General features: G+C 73.3%; 16 protein-coding genes. 7 read left to right on the top strand and 9 right to left on the bottom strand.

Annotated elements, in window-relative coordinates; all coding sequences use genetic code 11:
- Nucleotides 1-107: 107 nt before the first annotated feature.
- From FLL47_RS03270 to FLL47_RS03280, 3 genes are all read right to left on the bottom strand, one after another.
- Entirely contained in the window at nucleotides 108-308 is a 201-nt protein-coding gene (locus tag FLL47_RS03270; RefSeq protein ID WP_144118894.1) for a DUF3046 domain-containing protein, read from the bottom strand.
- 4 nt (nucleotides 309-312) lie between these two features.
- Nucleotides 313-1,746, bottom strand: a complete 1,434-nt coding sequence (locus tag FLL47_RS03275) for an MFS transporter (protein WP_144118895.1) — start codon at nucleotides 1,744-1,746, stop codon at nucleotides 313-315.
- Between the two features lie 187 nt (nucleotides 1,747-1,933).
- Nucleotides 1,934-2,440: a GNAT family N-acetyltransferase gene (locus FLL47_RS03280; RefSeq protein ID WP_144118896.1), complete on the bottom strand. Its 507-nt coding sequence runs from the start codon at nucleotides 2,438-2,440 to the stop codon at nucleotides 1,934-1,936.
- Between the two features lie 84 nt (nucleotides 2,441-2,524).
- Between FLL47_RS03280 and FLL47_RS03285 the strand changes: the two genes are divergently transcribed.
- Nucleotides 2,525-2,830, top strand: coding sequence for a TFIIB-type zinc ribbon-containing protein (locus FLL47_RS03285; protein ID WP_144118897.1), 306 nt, complete (start codon nucleotides 2,525-2,527; stop codon nucleotides 2,828-2,830).
- A 60-nt stretch (nucleotides 2,831-2,890) separates the two neighbouring features.
- On the opposite strand, the gene FLL47_RS03290 is transcribed toward FLL47_RS03285, so the two are convergent.
- The gene (locus FLL47_RS03290; RefSeq protein ID WP_144118898.1) at nucleotides 2,891-4,222 is read right to left on the bottom strand and encodes an aminotransferase class I/II-fold pyridoxal phosphate-dependent enzyme; all 1,332 of its coding nucleotides are present in this window, start codon (nucleotides 4,220-4,222) and stop codon (nucleotides 2,891-2,893) included.
- A gap of 88 nt (nucleotides 4,223-4,310) precedes the next feature.
- Here FLL47_RS03290 and FLL47_RS03295 point away from each other — a divergent pair, with 88 nt between their 5' ends.
- Entirely contained in the window at nucleotides 4,311-5,549 is a 1,239-nt protein-coding gene (locus FLL47_RS03295; RefSeq protein WP_144119026.1) for a bifunctional pyridoxamine 5'-phosphate oxidase family protein/GNAT family N-acetyltransferase, read from the top strand.
- Nucleotides 5,550-5,717: 168 nt separating this feature from the next.
- Nucleotides 5,718-6,374 (top strand): leucine efflux protein LeuE, encoded by a 657-nt coding sequence (gene leuE / locus FLL47_RS03300; RefSeq protein WP_144118899.1) that lies wholly within the window; start codon nucleotides 5,718-5,720, stop codon nucleotides 6,372-6,374.
- Between the two features lie 222 nt (nucleotides 6,375-6,596).
- Here leuE and FLL47_RS03305 read toward each other — a convergent pair whose 3' ends face one another.
- A complete protein-coding gene (locus FLL47_RS03305) occupies nucleotides 6,597-6,971 on the bottom strand; it encodes a hypothetical protein (protein WP_144118900.1) in 375 nt (124 codons plus the stop codon).
- 217 nt (nucleotides 6,972-7,188) lie between these two features.
- Between FLL47_RS03305 and FLL47_RS03310 the strand changes: the two genes are divergently transcribed.
- The 4 genes from FLL47_RS03310 to FLL47_RS03325 all read left to right on the top strand — a co-directional run bounded on the left by FLL47_RS03310 (nucleotide 7,189) and on the right by FLL47_RS03325 (nucleotide 14,960).
- Nucleotides 7,189-11,634 carry an ATP-dependent helicase gene (locus tag FLL47_RS03310; protein ID WP_144118901.1) on the top strand — a complete coding sequence of 1,482 codons (4,446 nt, stop codon included), beginning with the start codon at nucleotides 7,189-7,191 and terminating at the stop codon, nucleotides 11,632-11,634.
- Between the two features lie 107 nt (nucleotides 11,635-11,741).
- On the top strand, nucleotides 11,742-13,025 hold the full coding sequence (locus FLL47_RS03315; protein ID WP_144118902.1) for an acyltransferase family protein: 1,284 nt from the start codon (nucleotides 11,742-11,744) through the stop codon (nucleotides 13,023-13,025).
- 35 nt (nucleotides 13,026-13,060) lie between these two features.
- A complete protein-coding gene (locus tag FLL47_RS03320; RefSeq protein ID WP_144118903.1) occupies nucleotides 13,061-13,840 on the top strand; it encodes an SAM hydrolase/SAM-dependent halogenase family protein in 780 nt (259 codons plus the stop codon).
- Between the two features lie 244 nt (nucleotides 13,841-14,084).
- Nucleotides 14,085-14,960 (top strand): SCO6745 family protein, encoded by an 876-nt coding sequence (locus FLL47_RS03325; protein ID WP_144118904.1) that lies wholly within the window; start codon nucleotides 14,085-14,087, stop codon nucleotides 14,958-14,960.
- Between the two features lie 164 nt (nucleotides 14,961-15,124).
- Here FLL47_RS03325 and FLL47_RS03330 read toward each other — a convergent pair whose 3' ends face one another.
- From FLL47_RS03330 to pgsA, 4 genes are all read right to left on the bottom strand, one after another.
- Nucleotides 15,125-15,568 (bottom strand): helix-turn-helix domain-containing protein, encoded by a 444-nt coding sequence (locus tag FLL47_RS03330; protein WP_144118905.1) that lies wholly within the window; start codon nucleotides 15,566-15,568, stop codon nucleotides 15,125-15,127.
- A 221-nt stretch (nucleotides 15,569-15,789) separates the two neighbouring features.
- Nucleotides 15,790-16,263, bottom strand: a complete 474-nt coding sequence (locus FLL47_RS03335) for a CinA family protein (RefSeq protein ID WP_144118906.1) — start codon at nucleotides 16,261-16,263, stop codon at nucleotides 15,790-15,792.
- Nucleotides 16,260-17,234, bottom strand: coding sequence for an arylamine N-acetyltransferase family protein (locus tag FLL47_RS03340; RefSeq protein WP_144118907.1), 975 nt, complete (start codon nucleotides 17,232-17,234; stop codon nucleotides 16,260-16,262). The genes FLL47_RS03335 and FLL47_RS03340 overlap by 4 nt, the downstream gene beginning before the upstream one ends.
- Nucleotides 17,231-17,815: a CDP-diacylglycerol--glycerol-3-phosphate 3-phosphatidyltransferase gene (gene pgsA / locus FLL47_RS03345; RefSeq protein ID WP_186315535.1), complete on the bottom strand. Its 585-nt coding sequence runs from the start codon at nucleotides 17,813-17,815 to the stop codon at nucleotides 17,231-17,233. Before pgsA ends, FLL47_RS03340 begins: the two co-directional genes overlap by 4 nt.
- Nucleotides 17,816-17,822 lie beyond the last annotated feature (7 nt).

The raw sequence follows: 17,822 nt of genomic DNA on the forward strand, positions 1-17,822 counted from the left end.
CTGTGGACAACCGCGGCATGCACAAAGCACTGGTTGTGGACGATAGCCGAACACGTGTACGAGCGCCATCCTGCCACGCCGTAGGTGTGCTCGCACACGGAAGACGGTCAGCGCAGGCGGCCGGGCACCCGTTCGGCGTACTGGTCGCACACGGCACGCCAGATGATGTGCACCTCCTCGCCCTCGGCCAGGGCGGTGTCGATCGTCCGCCCGCCCAGCTGCGGCAGCACCTGGTCGGCGGCGACGCTGGCGGCGTAGGCGGGGCCGAAGACCTCGGTCAGCCGCTCATAGAAGTCGGTCCGTCGCATCGGGCTAGTCTGCCACCTTCACCGCGGCGAGCGTGGACGGCCGCAGCGCCAGCGCGATCAGCGGGATCGTGGCCAGCCCCGCCAGCACGGCCAGCACGGCGTATCCCGCCAGCTCGACGACGATCCCGGACAGCACCCCGGCGCTCGCCCCGGCCAAGCCGGTGACCAGGTCGGACAGGCCCTGCGCGCGGGCCTTGACCGCGGTCGGCAGCGATTCGGTGAACAGCGTCGACCCGGCGACCATGGTGCCGGACCAGCCCAGCCCCAGCATCAGCAGCGCGGTGGTGAGCAGTGCCGTGTCGTGGCCCGCGGTGGCGGCGACCGCACACGCGGCGATCAGCAGCGCGACCCCGCCCAGGATCACCGGCACCCGGCCCGCCCGGTCGGTGAGCCAGCCCACCACCGGCGACAGCCCGTACATCCCCGCCACGTGCGCGCTCAGCACGAAACCGACGATGCGCAGCGTGTCCGGGGCACTGTGCGTCTCGCCGATGTGCACCGGCGTCATCGCCATCACCGCGACCATGACCAGGTGGCCCAGCGCCATCGCGGCCATGCCGAGCCGGGCGGCTGGCGAGGCCAGCACCGCCCGCGCCGCCGAGCCCAGCGTGTGCCGCTGCGCCGCACCGGCGGCGGCGGGCGCGGGGCCCCCGGCCGACGCGGTGGCCACTGCGAGCGTGGCGACCGCGGGAGCCGTCCGGGCTGCGGGTGCCGTGGCTGCGGCCGCGCCGGGTGCCGTGGGTGCGGCCGCCGTGGGTGCGGCAGCGGCGGCCGTCCCCGCGCCGGCCGGCACCGGGTCCGGGCCGGGGGCGCCGGCCAGGGCCTGGGCCGTCAGCAGCGGATCGGGGCGCAGGAAGAAGGTGAGCAGCAGGGCGCTGAGCAGGAATGAAGCGGTCGCGAAGGCGAACGGGCCGGCCAGCTCGGGCACGCCGTAGGGCGACAGCACCCCGCCCAGCGGGGAGGCCAGGTTCGGGCCGACCACCGCGCCGAGCGTGGTGGACCACACCACCAGCGACAGCTGGCGACCGCGGCGGTGCGGCTCGGCCAGGTCGGTGGCGGCGTAGCGGGCCTGCAGCTTCGCCGTGCTACCCGCACCGAACAGGAAGAAGCCGACGAACAGCAACGGAATCGAGTCGAGCAGTGCCGAGGCCAGCACCGCCACCCCGCCCACCGCGCCAGTGAGGTAGCACAGGGCCAGGCCGGGCCGCCTGCCGTACCGGCTCATCAGCGCCGCGGCAGGCACGGCCAGCACACCGCCGCCGACGACGGCCGCGCTCTGCGCCGCCCCGGACAGGGCGGTGCCCGCCATCGCCCGGGTCAGCAGCGCGCCGACCGAGATGCCCATGGCCACGCCCAGGCCGCTGACGACCTCGACGAGCATGAGCAGGCGGATGGTCCTGACCTGCACCGCGCTGCGCACAGCGACAGCAGACGTCATGAGGGGGCTCCCAGGGTGTAAGGGGTGTGGGCGCTTCCCCTACCTTGCCCGATCCCCTGCCCCCGCGTCGCCCCGGATCCCACGGGAGGTCGCTGTTTCGTGCCGAATACTCAGGTCGATCGCGGTTTCCGACCCCGGAACAGCGATCTCACATGGCTGTCGGCGGTGCGGCCGGACGCGCGGATGGTCAGCGAAGGTCCTCGGGGAGGAGGTCCATCAGGAGACCGTCGTGCCAGGAGCCGTCGGGGCCGAGTTCGTAGCGGCGCATCACGCCCACCGGCTGGAAGCCGACCTTGGCGTAGCAGGCGATGGCCGCGGTGTTGTCCGCGGCGGGGTCGATGACGAGCCGGTGGTGCCCCAGCTCCTGGATCAGGTGCCGGGACAGCGTGCGCACCGCGTCCGAGCCCAGGCCGCGGCCGTGCACCACGGGGTCGAGGTAGAGGTCCATGCCCGCGTGGCGGTACATGGCGTCGGTCTCCTCGTGCCACTGGATGGCGCCGACGACCCGGCCCTCGTGCTCGATCGCCAGCAGTTCGAGATCCGGATCGGCCAGGTCGTCCTTGATCTCCGCGGCGAGGTCGGCGCCCTGCCACCGGACGTGGACCTCCGGCGTGGCCCGGATCGCGGCGAGGCCGTCCACGTCCTCCGGACCGGCCGGCCGCAGCGTGACCCGCTCGCCGTGCAACGTCGTCATGCCGTCACCGTACGGCCCGGTCCGCCCCCAGGCCCGCGGATTACCCATGATCGACTCTGGACGCGACTGGGTAGGCTCGGGCACATGCAGATGACATGCCCGAAATGCCATGGACAGATGCGGCAGTACGAGCGCAACGGCGTCACCGTCGACCAGTGCGCCGAGTGCCGCGGCATCTTCCTCGACCGCGGCGAGCTGGAGCGGCTGACCGCGGCCGAGAACGCCTGGCACGGCAGCCAGCAGCACGCCGCCCCGCCGCCGCCCCCGCAGCAGCAGCACGGTTACCAGGACCCGTCGTACCCCCGCCACGACCAGCACCGCCACGACGACCACGGCCACCACAAGAAGCACAAGAAGCAGGAGTCCTTCTTCGAGGACCTCTTCGGCTGATCCACCCGCGAGCGGGCCGCGACCCGGCCCGCTCGCCCGTTCCCGGCTGCTGAAACCCGTTCAGCGCAGCACCGCGCCCGCGGACGGGTGGACGGCCGCGGCCACCGCCGCGGCCAGCGGCTCGATCTCGTCGAACCGCAGCGTCGCGATGGTGATCCGGATGCCCGGCCCGGTCGCGGTGCGGAACACGTGCCCGGGGACCACCGCGTATCCCGCGTCGCGCAGCGCGGTCACCGCGCCGGTCTCGTCGGGCACCGGCACCCACACGTTGATCCCGGTGCGCCCGATCGCGGCGACGCCCCGGTGGCGCAGGGCTTCGACCAGGGCGTTGCGGCGCTCGTCGTACACCCGGCCGGCCTCGGTCACCGCCCGCTCCGCCGCCGGATCCCGCCACAGGCCCAGCAGCGTGCGCTGGAGCAGCCCGGACACCCAGCCCGGGCCGAGCCGCAGCCGCCCCGCCACCCGCGACACCGTCTCGGCATCCCCGGCGATCACCGCGCAGCGCAGGTCGGGGCCGTAGGGCTTGCTGGCGCTGCGCACGAACGCCCAGTGCGCCCCGTCCGCGACCGGGTGCGACGGGACCGCCGCCAGCTCGCCGGCGTGGTCGTCCTCGATCGTGAGCACGTCGCGCAGCAGTGGCCGCAGCTCCCGCGCCCGCGCCGCGCTCACCGCCGCACCGGTCGGGTTCTGCGCCCGGGTGGTGATCACCGCGGCGCGCACGCCCGCGGCGACCGCCGCCCGCACCCCGTCCGGCAGCGGCCCCTCCTCGTCGACCGGCATGGAGACCGGGACCAGGCCCAGGGCCGCGATCAGGTTCAGCAGCGCGCCCCAGCCCGGATCCTCGACCGCCACCCGGTCACCGGCCCGCAACCGGGCGCCGAGCAGCCGGTCGATGCCGTCCAGAGCCCCACTGACCAGGGTGTACGCCGCACCGTCCGGCAGCTCGGGCAGCCGGGCACGGGCCTGTTCGAGCAGCTCGGGCAGCGGCCCGGCGTCGGCGTAACGCAGCGGGGCCGCACCGCCGTCGAACGAGTCGGCGACGTGGCGCAGCACCGGGGCGAGGTCCGGCAGCAGCGCCGGATTCGGCTCACCGTCGGACAGGTCGCGTACGCCCGCCGGCAGTGGCACGGCGCGGGCCGTCCGATCGGTCGCGATCGGCGTCACCGGACGCACCCGGGTGCCGTGGCGGCCCGCGGTCACCACGATCCCCCGGTCACGCAACCGCTGGTAGGCGGCCGCGACGGTGGCCGGGCTGACGGAGAGCTCCTCGGCCAGGCCCCGCACGCTGGGCAGCGCGTCCCCGGCGGCGAGCGCGCCGCGGCGCACGCCCTCCTCCACGCAGGACGCGATAGCCGTTGCCGTGCTCCCGATGATCGGATATCGTACTGGCACAAAGCTTAGTATGTACTAGTACATTATTCGAGTCAAGGAGGCGGGCGTGACCACCTTCCCGCAGACCCCGCGCACCACCGCGCTGCGAATGCGCGAGCGCATGTCCTACGAGCGCAGCGCCGCGCACGCGATCCTCGACGAAGCCTGGCACTGCACCCTCTCCTTCGTGCTCGACGGCGAGCCACGGGCGCTGCCCACCCTGCACATACGCGTCGACGACACGCTCTACCTGCACGGCTCCAGCGGCGGCCGGATGGGCCTCGAGGCGCGCACCGGGCTGCGCGTCGCGGCCTGCGTAACCCACCTGGACGGCCTGGTGCTGGCCCGCTCCCAGTTCCACCACAGCGCCAACTACCGCTCGGTCATCGCCCACGGCACCGCCACGCTGGTCACCGACGAGCAGGAGAAGCTCCGCGTGTTCACCGCGCTGGCGGAGAAGATCGGCGCGGGCCACGCCGCACGGACCCGCCCGCCGTCGGCCAAGGAACTGGCCCAGACGGCACTGCTGGCACTGCCGCTGGACGAGGTCTCGGTGCGCGCCCGCACCGGCACCGCGGGCGATGACGAGGAGGACCTGGCCCTGCCGTACTGGGCCGGCGTGCTGCCCTTCAAGATCACCGCCGGTCCGGCCGAACCCGCGCCGGGCGTCACCGTGCCCGCCCCGGCCTACCTGCGCCCCGACCGCGGCCCGTGGCACGAGCCCGCGGTGCTGCGCGGGGACGTGGTGACCCTGGAGCCGCTGGACATGTCCCACGTCGACGGCCTGTACGCCGTTGCCGGCGACGACGAGGAGGTCTGGCGCTGGCTCCACTCGCCCGCCCCGCGCAGCCGAGACGAGATGGCCGCCGTCGTCGCCGAGGCGCTCGCCATGCAGGCCCGCGGCGAGCGGGTCCCGTGGGTGCAGCGCGCCGCCACCACCGGCGAGATCCTGGGCACCACCTCCTACTACGCCATCGACCCGGTACGGCGGCAACTCGGCATCGGCTACACCCTCCTGGGCCGCAAGGCCTGGCGCACCGGGATCAACACCGAGTCCAAGCTGCTCCTGCTGGAGCGCGCCTTCGAGGTCCTGAACGCCGAACGCGTCGAGTGGCACACGCACCACAACAACCAGCGCTCCCAGGCCGCCATCGCCCGCCTCGGCGCGGTCCGCGAGGGCGTTCTGCGCCACCACCGCATGCACCACGACGGCCAGTGGCGCGACACCGTCACCTTCAGCATGCTCGCCGCCGAATGGCCCACCGCCCGCACCCGCCTCACCGAAGGAAGGGCACCGTCGGCTCGCATCAGCGAGACGAGCAGCAGCTCTGCACATCGCCCCGCGTAACGGAAGGGCACCTTCTCCTCTCGGCAACTGACTCCTGCCTGCGCGCAGCGATCGGCCGCCCCGGTGCCGGGGCGGCCGTTCCCTCGGCTGGGCCGGTGACGTAGGGCACGTTCGAGGTGTCCTATCGGCCGAGGCCGGGGCCGAGTCGATCGCGGGAGGATGTAAGGCATGCTGGGCGTTACGGACCTGTACACCTTCGTGCTCGGCACGATAGCGATCGTCCTGCTGCCTGGACCGAACTCGCTGTACGTGCTGGCCGTCGCGGCCCGCCGCGGCGTACGGCAGGGCTACCGCGGGGCGATGGGCGTCTTCTGCGGCGACGGCGTGCTCATGCTGGTGTCCGCGGCGGGCATGGCCTCGCTGCTGCGCGCGGTGCCCGCGCTGTTCATGGTCGTCAAATACGCAGGCGCCGCCTACCTCGGCTTCGTCGGCGTCAAGATGCTCGTCGGCGCGATCCGCGGCTGGCGGGACCGGTCCGCGGGACGGGTCGCGGCGAGCACGCCCGAGCCCGAGCCCCGGGCGGAGAACGCGTTCCGGCGGGCGTTCACGATCAGCCTGATGAACCCGAAGGCGATCCTGTTCTTCGTCTCGTTCTTCATCCAGTTCGTCGACCCGGGGTACGCGTACCCGGCGGTGTCGTTCCTGCTGCTGGCGATCATCGTGCAGATCTGCAGCGCGCTCTACCTGAGCGCGCTGATCTTCAGCGGCAACCGGCTGGCCGCCACCTTCCGCAGCCGCCGCCGACTGGCCGCGGCCGGCACCAGCGCCATCGGCGCCCTCTTCGTCGGCTTCGGCGTCAAGCTCGCCACCTCGTCCCTGGCCTGACGCACCCCCGAAGTCCCCCGTTCCGCACGCGGCCCGCAGTCGGCCCGGACCGCGCACGAAGGACTCGACCGGCGTACACGAAAAGACGTTGGCCTGTCCGGATGTAATTCGAAGATCGAACTCATCCGGACAGGCCAACGTCTACGAGAAAACCGTCGCCGACGTCCATAAAAAACGGCGGTCGGCGCTGGGCCGGTCGCGCGTCGGCGGATCCGGCGGGGCTCAGGCGGCGGCCGGCTCCGGGATCAGCAGGTCGTGGCGGCCGAGGTCGCGGATGATGTCGTTGACCACCCACACGTCGACGTGCGCGGGGCGGGCGTGGGTGTGCGGGTGCCGGGCATCGCGGTTGCGCACCACGAAGTAGTGCACGGCTGCGCGCACGCGGGCCCGGTCGACGGCGCTGGCGCGCACCGTGTCGCGGATCAGCTGGCGCAGGTGCGCGGCGATGCGCTCGGCCAGGGCCATTTCGTGGCCGGAGTGCTGGGACTGGCCTGCCTGCAGACGGGCGAGGTGCCCGTCGAGCTGGCGCAGCAGGACGTCCGATTCGTGGCGGCTGTTCTTCCTGTCGACGGCCGGTGTGGTCTGTCGTTCGGTCATGCTCACCCTCCGCACACCGTGTTCGATGGACTACTCATCGTGAGCAAGACGGTACGTGATTCGGGCGCATCCGGGCAAGACTCCCAACGAAACCGTCTCATCCACTGGGCCTACCCCTGCGGGGCGTGTGGTTAACGCCTCACCTGCGGCATCACCCGGACGAGACCCGAAACGGGTGCCGGGCGATTGTCGGTGGCGGGGGGCAGGATGGTCGGTGATGACTACGCCCGCCGCCCCGTTCGGCCCTGCCACGCAGGCCTGGTTCGACGCGGCCTTCGCCGCGCCCACCCCGGCCCAGGCGGGCGCCTGGAAGGCTGTCAGCGCCGGTGACCACGCCCTGGTGGTGGCCCCGACGGGCTCTGGAAAGACCCTGGCGGCGTTCCTCTGGGCGCTGGACCGGCTCGCGCACGAAGCGCTGCCCGAGGACCCGACCCGGCGCTGCCGGGTGCTCTACGTCAGCCCGCTCAAGGCCCTGGCCGTGGACGTCGAGCGCAACCTGCGCACCCCACTCACCGGCATCCGGCACGCGGCGGCCCGCCTCGGGCTGAAGGAACCGGACATCACGGTCGGCATGCGTACGGGCGACACACCCGCGGACGAACGCCGCATCTTCAACAGGCGCCCGCCGGACATCCTGATCACCACGCCGGAGTCGCTGTTCCTGCTGCTCACCTCGCAGGCGCGGGAGTCGCTGCGGGGCGTCGAGACGGTGATCGTCGACGAGGTGCACGCGGTCACCGGCACCAAACGCGGCGCGCACCTGGCTCTCTCGCTGGAGCGGCTGGACGCGCTGCTGGCCAAGCCCGCGCAGCGGATCGGCCTGTCGGCGACGGTGGAGCCGGTCGAGGCGGCGGCCCAGTTCCTGGGCGGGGCCGCGCCGGTGCACGTGGTGCAGCCGAAGTCCGCCAAGACCATCGAGGTCAGCGTCGAGGTGCCGGTCGAGGACATGACCGCGCTCGACGAGGGCCGCCCCGACGACGAAGGCCCGCGCCGGGCCTCGATCTGGCCCGCGGTCGAGGAGCGGGTGTTCGAGCTGATCGGCCAGCACCGCAGCACCATCGTCTTCACCAACTCCCGCCGCGGGGCCGAGCGCCTCTGTGCCCGGCTCAACGAGCTGGCGGCCGAGCACCTGGTCACGGCCGTGCCGCCACCCGCGCAGATCATGGCCCAGTCCGGCGCGGGGTACGGCGCACCGGCGCAGATCGCCCGCGCGCACCACGGCTCGGTCTCCAAGGAGGAGCGCAAGCAGATCGAGGAAGAGCTGAAGTCCGGTCGGCTGCCCGCCGTGGTGGCCACCTCCAGCCTCGAACTCGGCATCGACATGGGCGCGGTAGACCTGGTCGTGCAGGTCGGCGCGCCGCCCAGCGTGGCAGCCGGGCTGCAGCGGGTAGGCCGGGCCGGGCACCAGGTCGGCGCGGTCTCGCGCGGTGTGGTGTTCCCGACGCACCGCGGCGACCTGCTGTCCTGCGCCGTGGTCGCGGGGCGGATGACCGCGGGCCGGCTGGAGCCGCTGGCCTTCCCGCACAGCCCGCTCGACGTGCTGGCGCAGCACATCGTGGCGATGACGGCGCTGGACGAGTGGACCGTCGCCGAGCTGTCCACGCTGGTGCGCCGGGCCGCACCGTTCGCCGCGCTGCCCGAGTCGGCGCTGCACGCGGTGCTGGACATGCTGGCCGGGCGCTACCCGTCGACGGCCTTCGCCGAGCTGCGCCCGCGCATCGTCTGGGACCGCGCGGCCGACAAGCTCACCGGCCGCCCCGGCAACCAGCGCCTGGCCGTCACCTCCGGCGGCACCATCCCCGACCGCGGCCTGTTCGGTGTCTTCCTGGCCGGGTCGGAGAAGGCCTCCCGGGTCGGCGAGCTGGACGAGGAGATGGTGTACGAGTCCCGCGTCGGCGACGTGTTCGCGCTGGGCACCAGCTCCTGGCGGATCGAGGACATCACGCCCGACCGGGTGCTGGTCTCCCCCGCGCCGGGCCAGCCCGCCCGGCTGCCGTTCTGGAAGGGCGACCAGGCGGGCCGCCCGGTCGCGCTGGGCAAGGCGCTCGGAGCGTTCCTGCGCAACCCATCGGGTATGGACAGCCTCGACCCGTCCGCGGTGGGCAACCTGACGGCATACCTGGAGGAGCAGCGGGCGGCGACCCGGCACCTGCCGGACGACCGGACCGTGCTGGTCGAGCGCTTCCGCGACGAGCTGGGCGACTGGCGCATCGTGCTGCACAACGTGCTCGGCGCACCGGTCAACGCGCCGTGGGCGCTGGCCATCGGGCAGCGGCTGCGCGAGCGCTACGGCGTGGACGCCCAGGTGCACGCCGCCGACGACGGCATCGTGATCCGGCTGCCGGAGACCGCGGACGAGCCGCCGGGCGCGGACCTGTTCGCCTTCGACGCCGACGAGATCGAACCGCTGGTCGCCGAGACGGTGGGCGGCTCGGCGCTGTTCGCGTCCCGGTTCCGCGAGTGCGCGGCCCGCTCGCTGCTGCTGCCGCGGCGCGACCCGGGCCGGCGACAGCCGCTGTGGCAGCAGCGCCAGCGCGCCGCCCAACTGCTCGACGTGGCCCGGGAGTACCCGGACTTCCCGGTGACCCTGGAGGCCGCCCGGGAGTGCCTGCGCGACGTGTTCGACCTGCCGGCGCTGGCCGCGATGATGCGCGACATCGCGTCGCGGAAGATCCGCATGATCGAGGTGTCCACCCCGCAGCCGTCCCCGTTCGCCCGCTCGCTGCTGTTCGGTTACGTCGGCGCGTTCCTGTACGGCGAGGACACCCCGCTGGCCGAGCGCCGGGCAGCCGCGCTGGCCCTCGATCCGACGCTGCTCGGCGAGCTGCTGGGCCGGGTGGAGTTGCGCGAGCTGCTCGACCCGGCGGTCATCGAGGCGACCGCGCTGCGGTTGCGCTGGGTCGACCGGCGGGTGCGCGACGCCGAGGACACCGTGGAGATGCTGCGCCAGCTCGGCGACCTGTCCCCGGACGAGCTGACCGAGCGCGGCGTGGCGCCCGGCTGGCTCGACGAGCTGGCCCGCACCGGTCGCATCCTCGGCGTCCGGGTCGCCGGGCAGGAGCGCTTCATCATCGCCGAGGACGCCGGCCGCTACCGGGACGCGCTCGGGGTGGCGCTGCCGCCCGGCCTGCCCGCCGCGTACACCGCCGCGGTCGCCGACCCGCTGCTCGACCTGATCGGCCGGTTCGCGCGCACGCACGGGCCGTTCCGCGCCGACGACTGCGCGATCCGGTTCGGGCTGGGCGTCGCGGTGGTCGAGCACACGCTGCGGCGGCTGTCCTCCTCGGGGCGCCTGGTGTCGGGCGAGTTCACCGCGTCGTCGGACGGTGGGTTCATCGAGTGGTGCGACGCGGAGGTGCTGCGTACGCTGCGTCGGCGCAGCCTGGCCGCGCTGCGCAAGGAGATCGAACCGGTCCCCCCGGAGGTGCTGGGCCGTTTCCTGCCCGCCTGGCAGCACATCGGGCGGCGCAGCGAGGGCATCGACGCGGTCGCCGCCGCCATCGACCAGATCCAGGGCGTTCCCGTGCCCGCCTCGGCCCTGGAACGCCTCGTGCTGCCCGCCCGGGTCGCCGACTACCGGCCCTCCTACCTGGACGAGCTGTGCGCCACCGGCGAGGTCGTCTGGGCGGGTGCCGGTCCGATCGGCGGCAACGACGGCTGGATCGTGCTGGCCTTCGCCGACGCCGCCCCGCTGCTGCTGCCCCCGCCCACCGAACTCGCCCTGACCGGCGTGCACGAGTCGCTGCTGTCCGCGCTGGGCGGCGGAGCGCTGTTCTTCCGGCAGCTCGCCGACCAGATCGAAGCCGAGCACGACGAGCTGCTGACCGCGCTGTGGGATCTGGTCTGGGCCGGGCTGGTCGGCAACGACACGCTCGCCCCGGTGCGGGCACGGCTGTCCGGCGGCGGCGCACACCGGGCGAAGCCCACCCCGGGCCGGGCCCGCTATCGGCGCCCCAGCCTGACCGGGGGCCGGTCACTGGCCGCGGCCCGCGGCCCGGCGCACCTGCCCGCAGCGGCGGGCCGCTGGCACGCACTGGGCGAGCGGGACACCGACCCCACCGCCCGGGCCGCGGCGCTCGCCGACGCGCTGCTGGAACGGTACGGCGTGGTGATCCGGGGCGCGGTCGCCGCCGAGAACCAGCCCGGCGGGTTCGCCGCGGTCTACCCCGTGCTGGCCGCTCTGGAGGACCGGGGCGCGGCCCGGCGCGGCTACTTCGTCGAAGGGCTCGGCGCGGCGCAGTTCGCGCTGCCGGGGGCGGTGGACCGGCTGCGCTCGTACGCCGACACCCGTGACGGCACGCCCCGCGCACTGGTGCTCGCCGCCACCGACCCCGCCAACCCGTACGGCGCGGCCCTGCCCTGGCCGCACAACACCGAGGGCCACCGCCCCGGCCGCAAGGCGGGCGCACTGGTCGTCCTCGTCGCCGGAGCGCTCGCGCTGTACGTCGAGCGCGGCGGCCGTACCCTGCTCTCCTTCAGCGACGACGAGGCGGTCATGGCGGCCGCCGCGGCGTCGCTCACCGAGGCGGTGACCAGCGGGGCGCTGGGGCCGCTGACCGTGGAGCGGGCCGACGGCGAGTCGGTCACCGGCAGCCCGCTGGGCGCGGCGCTGGAGGCGGCGGGCTTCCGGATCACCCCGCGTGGGCTGCGGTTACGCGGCTGAGGATGATCCCATGGCTTACCCGGAGACGGCCATCAGGGAAATACCGGGGGAAGACGTGTCGGATTGACGCTGGCGGGTCGCGCCGCGCCGGTGGCATGCTGCGGTTCATGACCACTGCCGCCGCCCCCGCGCGCCGTGACACCTATGTGGACTTCCTCCGGGCGTTGAGCCTGATCGTGGTCGTGGTCTGGCATTGGGCGTTCACGATCCTCGACTGGCGCGCCGACGGCCCGCACGCCACCAGCCCGCTCGGCTTCACCCGCGGGTTGTGGCTGGCCACGTGGCTGTTCCAGGTCATGCCGCTGTTCTTCTTCATCGGCGGCTTCGTGCACATCCGCACCTGGGAGCGGGCGCAGGCGCGCGGGGTCAGCATGGGCGCGTTCGTCTGGCGGCGCATGCGCCAGCTGCTCATCCCGGCCGGCATCGTGCTGCTGGTATGGATCGCGCTCGGCGGCCTGATCGGCAGCTACTTCAACCTCACCGGCGTCGGCCGGGCGGTGAAGCTCGTGGTCAGCCCGCTGTGGTTCCTCGGGGTGTACCTGATGCTCATCGCCCTGCTGCCGATCGGCCTGTGGCTGCACCGCAAGGCCGGGCTGCTGGCCCTGGTGTGGCTGGCCGGTGCGGCGATGGTCGTCGACGTGGCCCGCTTCGGCAAGGGCATGGAGGACATCGGCTGGCTGAACATGGTGCTTGTCTGGGGCCTGGCGCACCAGGCCGGCTTCTTCTACCAGAACGTGGTCGACTCACCCCGCCGCAACGACTGGGCGCTGCTCTGGGCGGGCCTGTTCGGCCTGGTCGGGCTCGTCGGCTCGGGGCTCTATCCGGGCTCCATGGTCGGCGTGCCGGGCGAGCGCTTCTCGAACATGGCCCCGCCCACCTTCGTCATCGTGGCGCTGCTGCTGTTCCAGATCGGATTCGCCGAGCTGCTGCGCCCACGGATGCAGATCCTGCTGGAACGTCCGCGCTGGAAGCGCGTCAACGAGCTGATCAACGAGTTCTCGCTGCCGCTCTACCTGGTGCACACCACCGGCATGGCGCTGTTCCTGTTCCTGACCTGGCTGTGGCTGCGCTACGACATGGACAAGCCGGCCGACGTCGACCTGGGCTGGTGGCTGACCCGGCCACTGGCCATCATCGGGCCGCTGATCTGCACCATCCCGGTGCTGCTGCTGTTCCGCAGGATCCAGCGCCGCGGAGCCGCGAGCAAGGCGGCCGCCGCGTCGCTTGCCGTCCCCGCCCAGCGCGGGCAGGCGCCCGGCGGCTCCGCTGAGCGCGGCCCCGCGCCGACGGGCGAGGCTGCCGTGCCCGGGCAGGCGTCGCCGGACGGCACGGACGCCGAGCGGGCCGATGCCGACGCGTCGGAGGAGATCGGCTCGCCGCGTCGGCCATAGTGGACAACGGGCCGGATCGGTCTACCTTCATAGGCATGCCCGGATACGACTACATCTCGTTCACGACCGACTACGGGCTGTCGGACGGTTTCGTCGCCGCCTGCCACGGCACGATCGCCCGGTTCGCCCCGGCGGCCCGCGTCATCGACGTCACGCACCTGATCGCGCCCGGCGACGTCACCCGCGGCGCGGCGGTGCTGGCGCAGACGGTGCCGTACCTGCCCGACGCGGTCCACCTCGCGATCGTCGACCCCGGCGTCGGCACCCCGCGCCGGGCGGTGGTCGTGCAGACCCCGCGCGGGCTGCTCGTCGGCCCCGACAACGGACTGCTGGTCTGGGCCGCACAGGCGCTCGGCGGGCCGTCCGCGGCGTACGAACTGGCCAGCGAGGACTGGTTCGCGCCGAGCGTTTCGCGCACCTTCCACGGCCGCGACGTCTTCGCCCCGGTCACGGCCCGGCTGGCCCGCGGCGCCGACCCGGCCGATGCGGGGCCTCCGGTCGCGCCGGACAGCCTGGTTCAGTTGCCTGAGCCGGTGGTGGCCTGGGGCGACGGCTGGCTGGAGGCCGAGGTGCTGACCGTCGACCGCTTCGGCAACGTGCAGCTGGCCGCCGCCGGCTCGACCCTGGAACTGCTCCCCGACCGGCTCACCGTCGGCGGCTGCCGCGCGATCCGCGGCACCACCTTCGCCGATGCCCCCTCCGGCGGTCTGGTCGTCTTCGCCGACTCCGCCGACCGCGTCGCCATCGCCGTCAACGGCGGCCGCGCCGCCGTCATGCTCGCCGTAACCCCCGGCGACCTCGTCCGCATCTCCTGACCCACCCCCTCCCGCCGCGTTGATCATGAACTTATGGCACGGCTCGACGGCGTGTCCCCGCCCTAACTTCATGATCGATTCGCGGATGTCGGCGCCCAGGCGCCTGGTGGCGGTGGTCCTGCCGACCAGCTCGTCGAGGTAGCCTGGCCCTTGAATCTAGTCATTGACAAGTTACGGGTGTCGTGAAAATCTTGTCAGCATCAAGATGCATTCTGAGTGTCACGATGTTGAGGGAGGAACGACGATGTCCGAGACGGTGCCCCCGGCGCTGGTGCGTCAGATGTGGCAGGTGCTGGAGCCGGTGCACGCGGCGATCTACTTCGCGCCGCAGGCCAACGAGGAGGCCGCTGCGCTGGGCTACGACACCGAAGCGCGCTGGCCGAGCTACTTCGCGTGGCGGTCGGCACCGCTCGGCGCGGCCGGTCCTGAACTGGTGGCCGCGACCTACTACAGCTTCAGCCCTGCCCTGGTCCGCACCCATGTCCCCGCGATCTGGGAGACCGCCACGCCGGACAAGGTGCTGACCTCACGACTCCGGGCCGTGGACCGCACCTTGCGCGCGCTGCTTCCCGACTTCGTCGGCAGCCCGGAACTGGCCGAGGCGGCCGCGCTCGCCCGCCGCGCCGCCGGGGCGGCCGTCACCGCGGGTCGCCCGCTGGCGGCAGCCAACGCCGACCTGCCCTGGCCGGACGAGTCGCACCTGGTGCTCTGGCACGCCGCCTCCGTGCTGCGCGAGCACCGTGGCGATGGGCACCTCGCGGCACTGCTCGCCGCCGGGCTGGACCCGTGCGAGGCCCTGGTGTCGTTCGCGGCGGTCGGCGCGGCCCCGGTCGAGGTCTTCGCCAGCCGGGGCTGGACGGCCGACGAATGGCAGGCCGCGCAGGAACGCCTGGCCGTCCGTGGCTGGCTCGACGCGCAAGGACTCGCCACCGACGCGGGACGGGCCGGGCGGGACGAGATCGAGCGGATCACCGACGAACTGGCCGCCGGTCCGTGGCGGGCCCTGGGGCAGGCCGGCGCGGGCCGGCTCGCGCAGCTGGTCGGGCCGGCTGCGGTCACCCTGGCCCGTTCGGGGATCTTCCCCCGGCAGAGCACGCTGGGCCTTGGCGCACGGCGCTGAACATCAGGAAGAAGCACGCAGTCCGGGAACGACGAAGTGGCGGGCGGCCGAGCAGGCCAGTGGCTACTGCTGCCGCCCGCTTACGGGCACACCTTCCCACACGGACACGCCGCGGGCGGCTCGCCGCAGGCAAAATGCGGCCGGTGAAGCGGGATCCGGCGTCCTCAGACGCCGACGACCTCGCGCCCGCGCGCGTTGCCGGGATTGCCCGGACGCATGTTGCGGGTCGTCCGCAGCGTGGTGCGCAGCGGATTGTCCCGGCGGACCGTGACCGAGACCTGGCCGTCGGTGGCCACCTCGGTCCGCGGCCGGTGCCCGATCTCAGCCACCTGCTGGTCCCCGCGCGGCAGCGGCGTGAGCACGCCTTCGACCTGCTCGGCGACGGCCATGGTGTCGCTGACCTCGCGCAGGACCTCGGACAGGCGCGCACCCAGCGCGTCGCAGATCGAGGTCAGCAGCTCGCTGGACGCCTCCTTCTGCCCACGTTCGATCTCGGACAGGTAGCCGAGACTCACGTTGGCAGCGGTGGAGACCTCACGCAGGGTGCGGTGCTGTCCCTGCCGGCGGGCACGGAGGGCATCACCGATCACTCGACGCAGAAGCACCATGTTCGCACCCCCTGGACTGTTCCCCGTCACGACGCTGTCGGCCGATATGCCGTCAGCCGCCGGTTGTCACCGACGGCTGAGAAGAACCGTACTCTCTTCATGCCAGTTCGACACCCCGCCCCGCCGGGGCGGATCCCGAACTCACTCGGCGGCCGACGCCACTTTGATACACACTACGACAGTCTGGCCAAACCCCGCTCAGGTCACGAAGAGATCACGTCTCACGGATCGGTGACCGCGGTGCGGAGCAGGCTCAGCACGGTCGCCACCGCCGTGTCCCGCACGTGTTGGCGCTCCCCGTCGACATGCAGCTCACGCACCTCGGCCTGCCCGTCCGGGCCGGCCAGCGCGACGTACACCGTCCCGGCGGGCACCCCGTCCTGCGGGCCCGGTCCGGCCACCCCGGTGGTGGACAGGCCCCAGTCGGCGCCGCAGCGCTCGCGGGCGCCGCGGGCCAGCGCCAGCGCCACGTCCGGGTCGACCGGTCCCCGCTCGGCCAGCAGCGCGGCGTCCACCCCGGCGAGGCTGTGCTTGAGGTCGGTGGCGTACACCACCAGCCCGCCACGCAGCACCCGGCTCACTCCAGGCACGGTGACCAGGGTTGCGGTGAGCAGGCCGCCGGTCAGCGACTCCGCAGCCGCGACGGTCTGCCCCCGCTCGACCAGCCTGCCGACCAGCTCCTGGACGTCGATCATGCGGCGGGCTCCGGTGCCGCTGCCGGCACGGACCGCGCGACCGGCAGCAGGTCCCCGCCGCTCGCACCGCCCTCGGTCGCCGTCAGCGCGGCCACACCGTCGTCTGCCGCTTCCCGCGGGGAGGGCAGGTTCTCCTCCGCCGAGGCGCGCCGCCGGGATACCCACTCCTCGTGCGCGGCCACCGCGCCGGGCCACAGCTCGTCGAGGTCGCCGCCGCTCAGGCCGAAGAGCTCGGCGAGCACCTCCCGCCAGCGCTCCCGGGTGGCCAGATGCTCCTCGCGCCGCCCGGTGGCGTCGATGCCGAGCAGCGTGCAGCCACGCAGGATGTCCACCCCGTCCGCGGTGCGGCGCTGAGCCGTGAGGAACCGGGTGAACGGCGACTGCTCGGACGTCGACAGGTACTCGTGCGCGGTGGCGAAGTCGGCGAGCACGGCCGGGGCGGCGACGATGTCGCAGGCCGCGAAGGACCCCGCCGGGTCGTGGCGCAGCCGCCAGCCGGGCTCCGGCTGCGGCGAGGCCGTCAGGGTGTACGCGAAAGGACCCTGCCTGTGCTCGCCGTCGACGAGCGGCACCGGGTCGAACAGCGCATCGCCGAGCCCGGCGTCGGCCAGCCACCGCCCGCCCGGGTTCGCCGGGTCCGGCAGGTCGTGCACCAGCAGGGCCAGGTGGTTCAGCGCGGGGTCCACCTCGTCGAGGGCGGCCACCACGTAGCCGCGGTGCAGGGTGACGGTGAAGCCCAGCGCGCGCAGCAGCTCGCTGAAGGCCGCGTTCAGGTGGAAGCAGTAGCCGCCGAGCCCGGAGGTGACCCGGCGCAGCGCCACGTCGAGCGCGACCGTGCCGGGACGGCCCAGCATGATCTCCGCGTTGGTGTACGGCACCCGGGCCACGTGCGCGCGGTGCAGCTCACGCAGGTACGCCGCCGAGGGCGCCCTGCGCGGCACCCCGAGCAGGCCCAGGTATGCCTCGATCACGAGACGGGCCGGGGCGCGCCGCGCCGCAGCCGGATCGCCGCCACCACGTAGTCGACGCCGGTGACCACGGTGACCAGCAGCGCCGCGCCCATCAGCCACGGGCCGACCGCCGACCACGGAGCCGGGAACGGCCACAGGTACCAGGCGATCGCGGCGATCTGGAGCACGGTCTTGAGCTTGCCGCCGCGGCTGGCCGCGATCACGCCGTACCGGATGACCCAGAAGCGCAGCAGCGTGATGCCCCACTCCCGGACCAGGATCACCACGGTGACCCACCACGGCAGCAGGTCGTACCAGCTCAGCAGGACCAGCGCCGAGCCGGTCAGGGCCTTGTCCGCGATCGGGTCGGCGACCTTGCCGAACGAGGTGACCAGCTCGAAGCGCCGGGCGATCCAGCCGTCGACGTAGTCGGTGAACGACGCGACGCCGAAGGTGATCGCGGCCGCGATCCGCCAGCGGTTGTCGGACATCCCAGAAACGATCACCAGTGCCACGAAGACCGGCACCAGCACGATGCGCACGACCGTGAGGACGTTGGCGGCGTTGAGCAGCGGTGGCACCCGGCGTGAACGTTCCTGCACGGCAGAC

The sequence above is a fragment of the Catellatospora sichuanensis genome (assembly GCF_007483665.1).
Taxonomy (GTDB): Bacteria; Actinomycetota; Actinomycetes; order Mycobacteriales; family Micromonosporaceae; genus Catellatospora; species Catellatospora sichuanensis.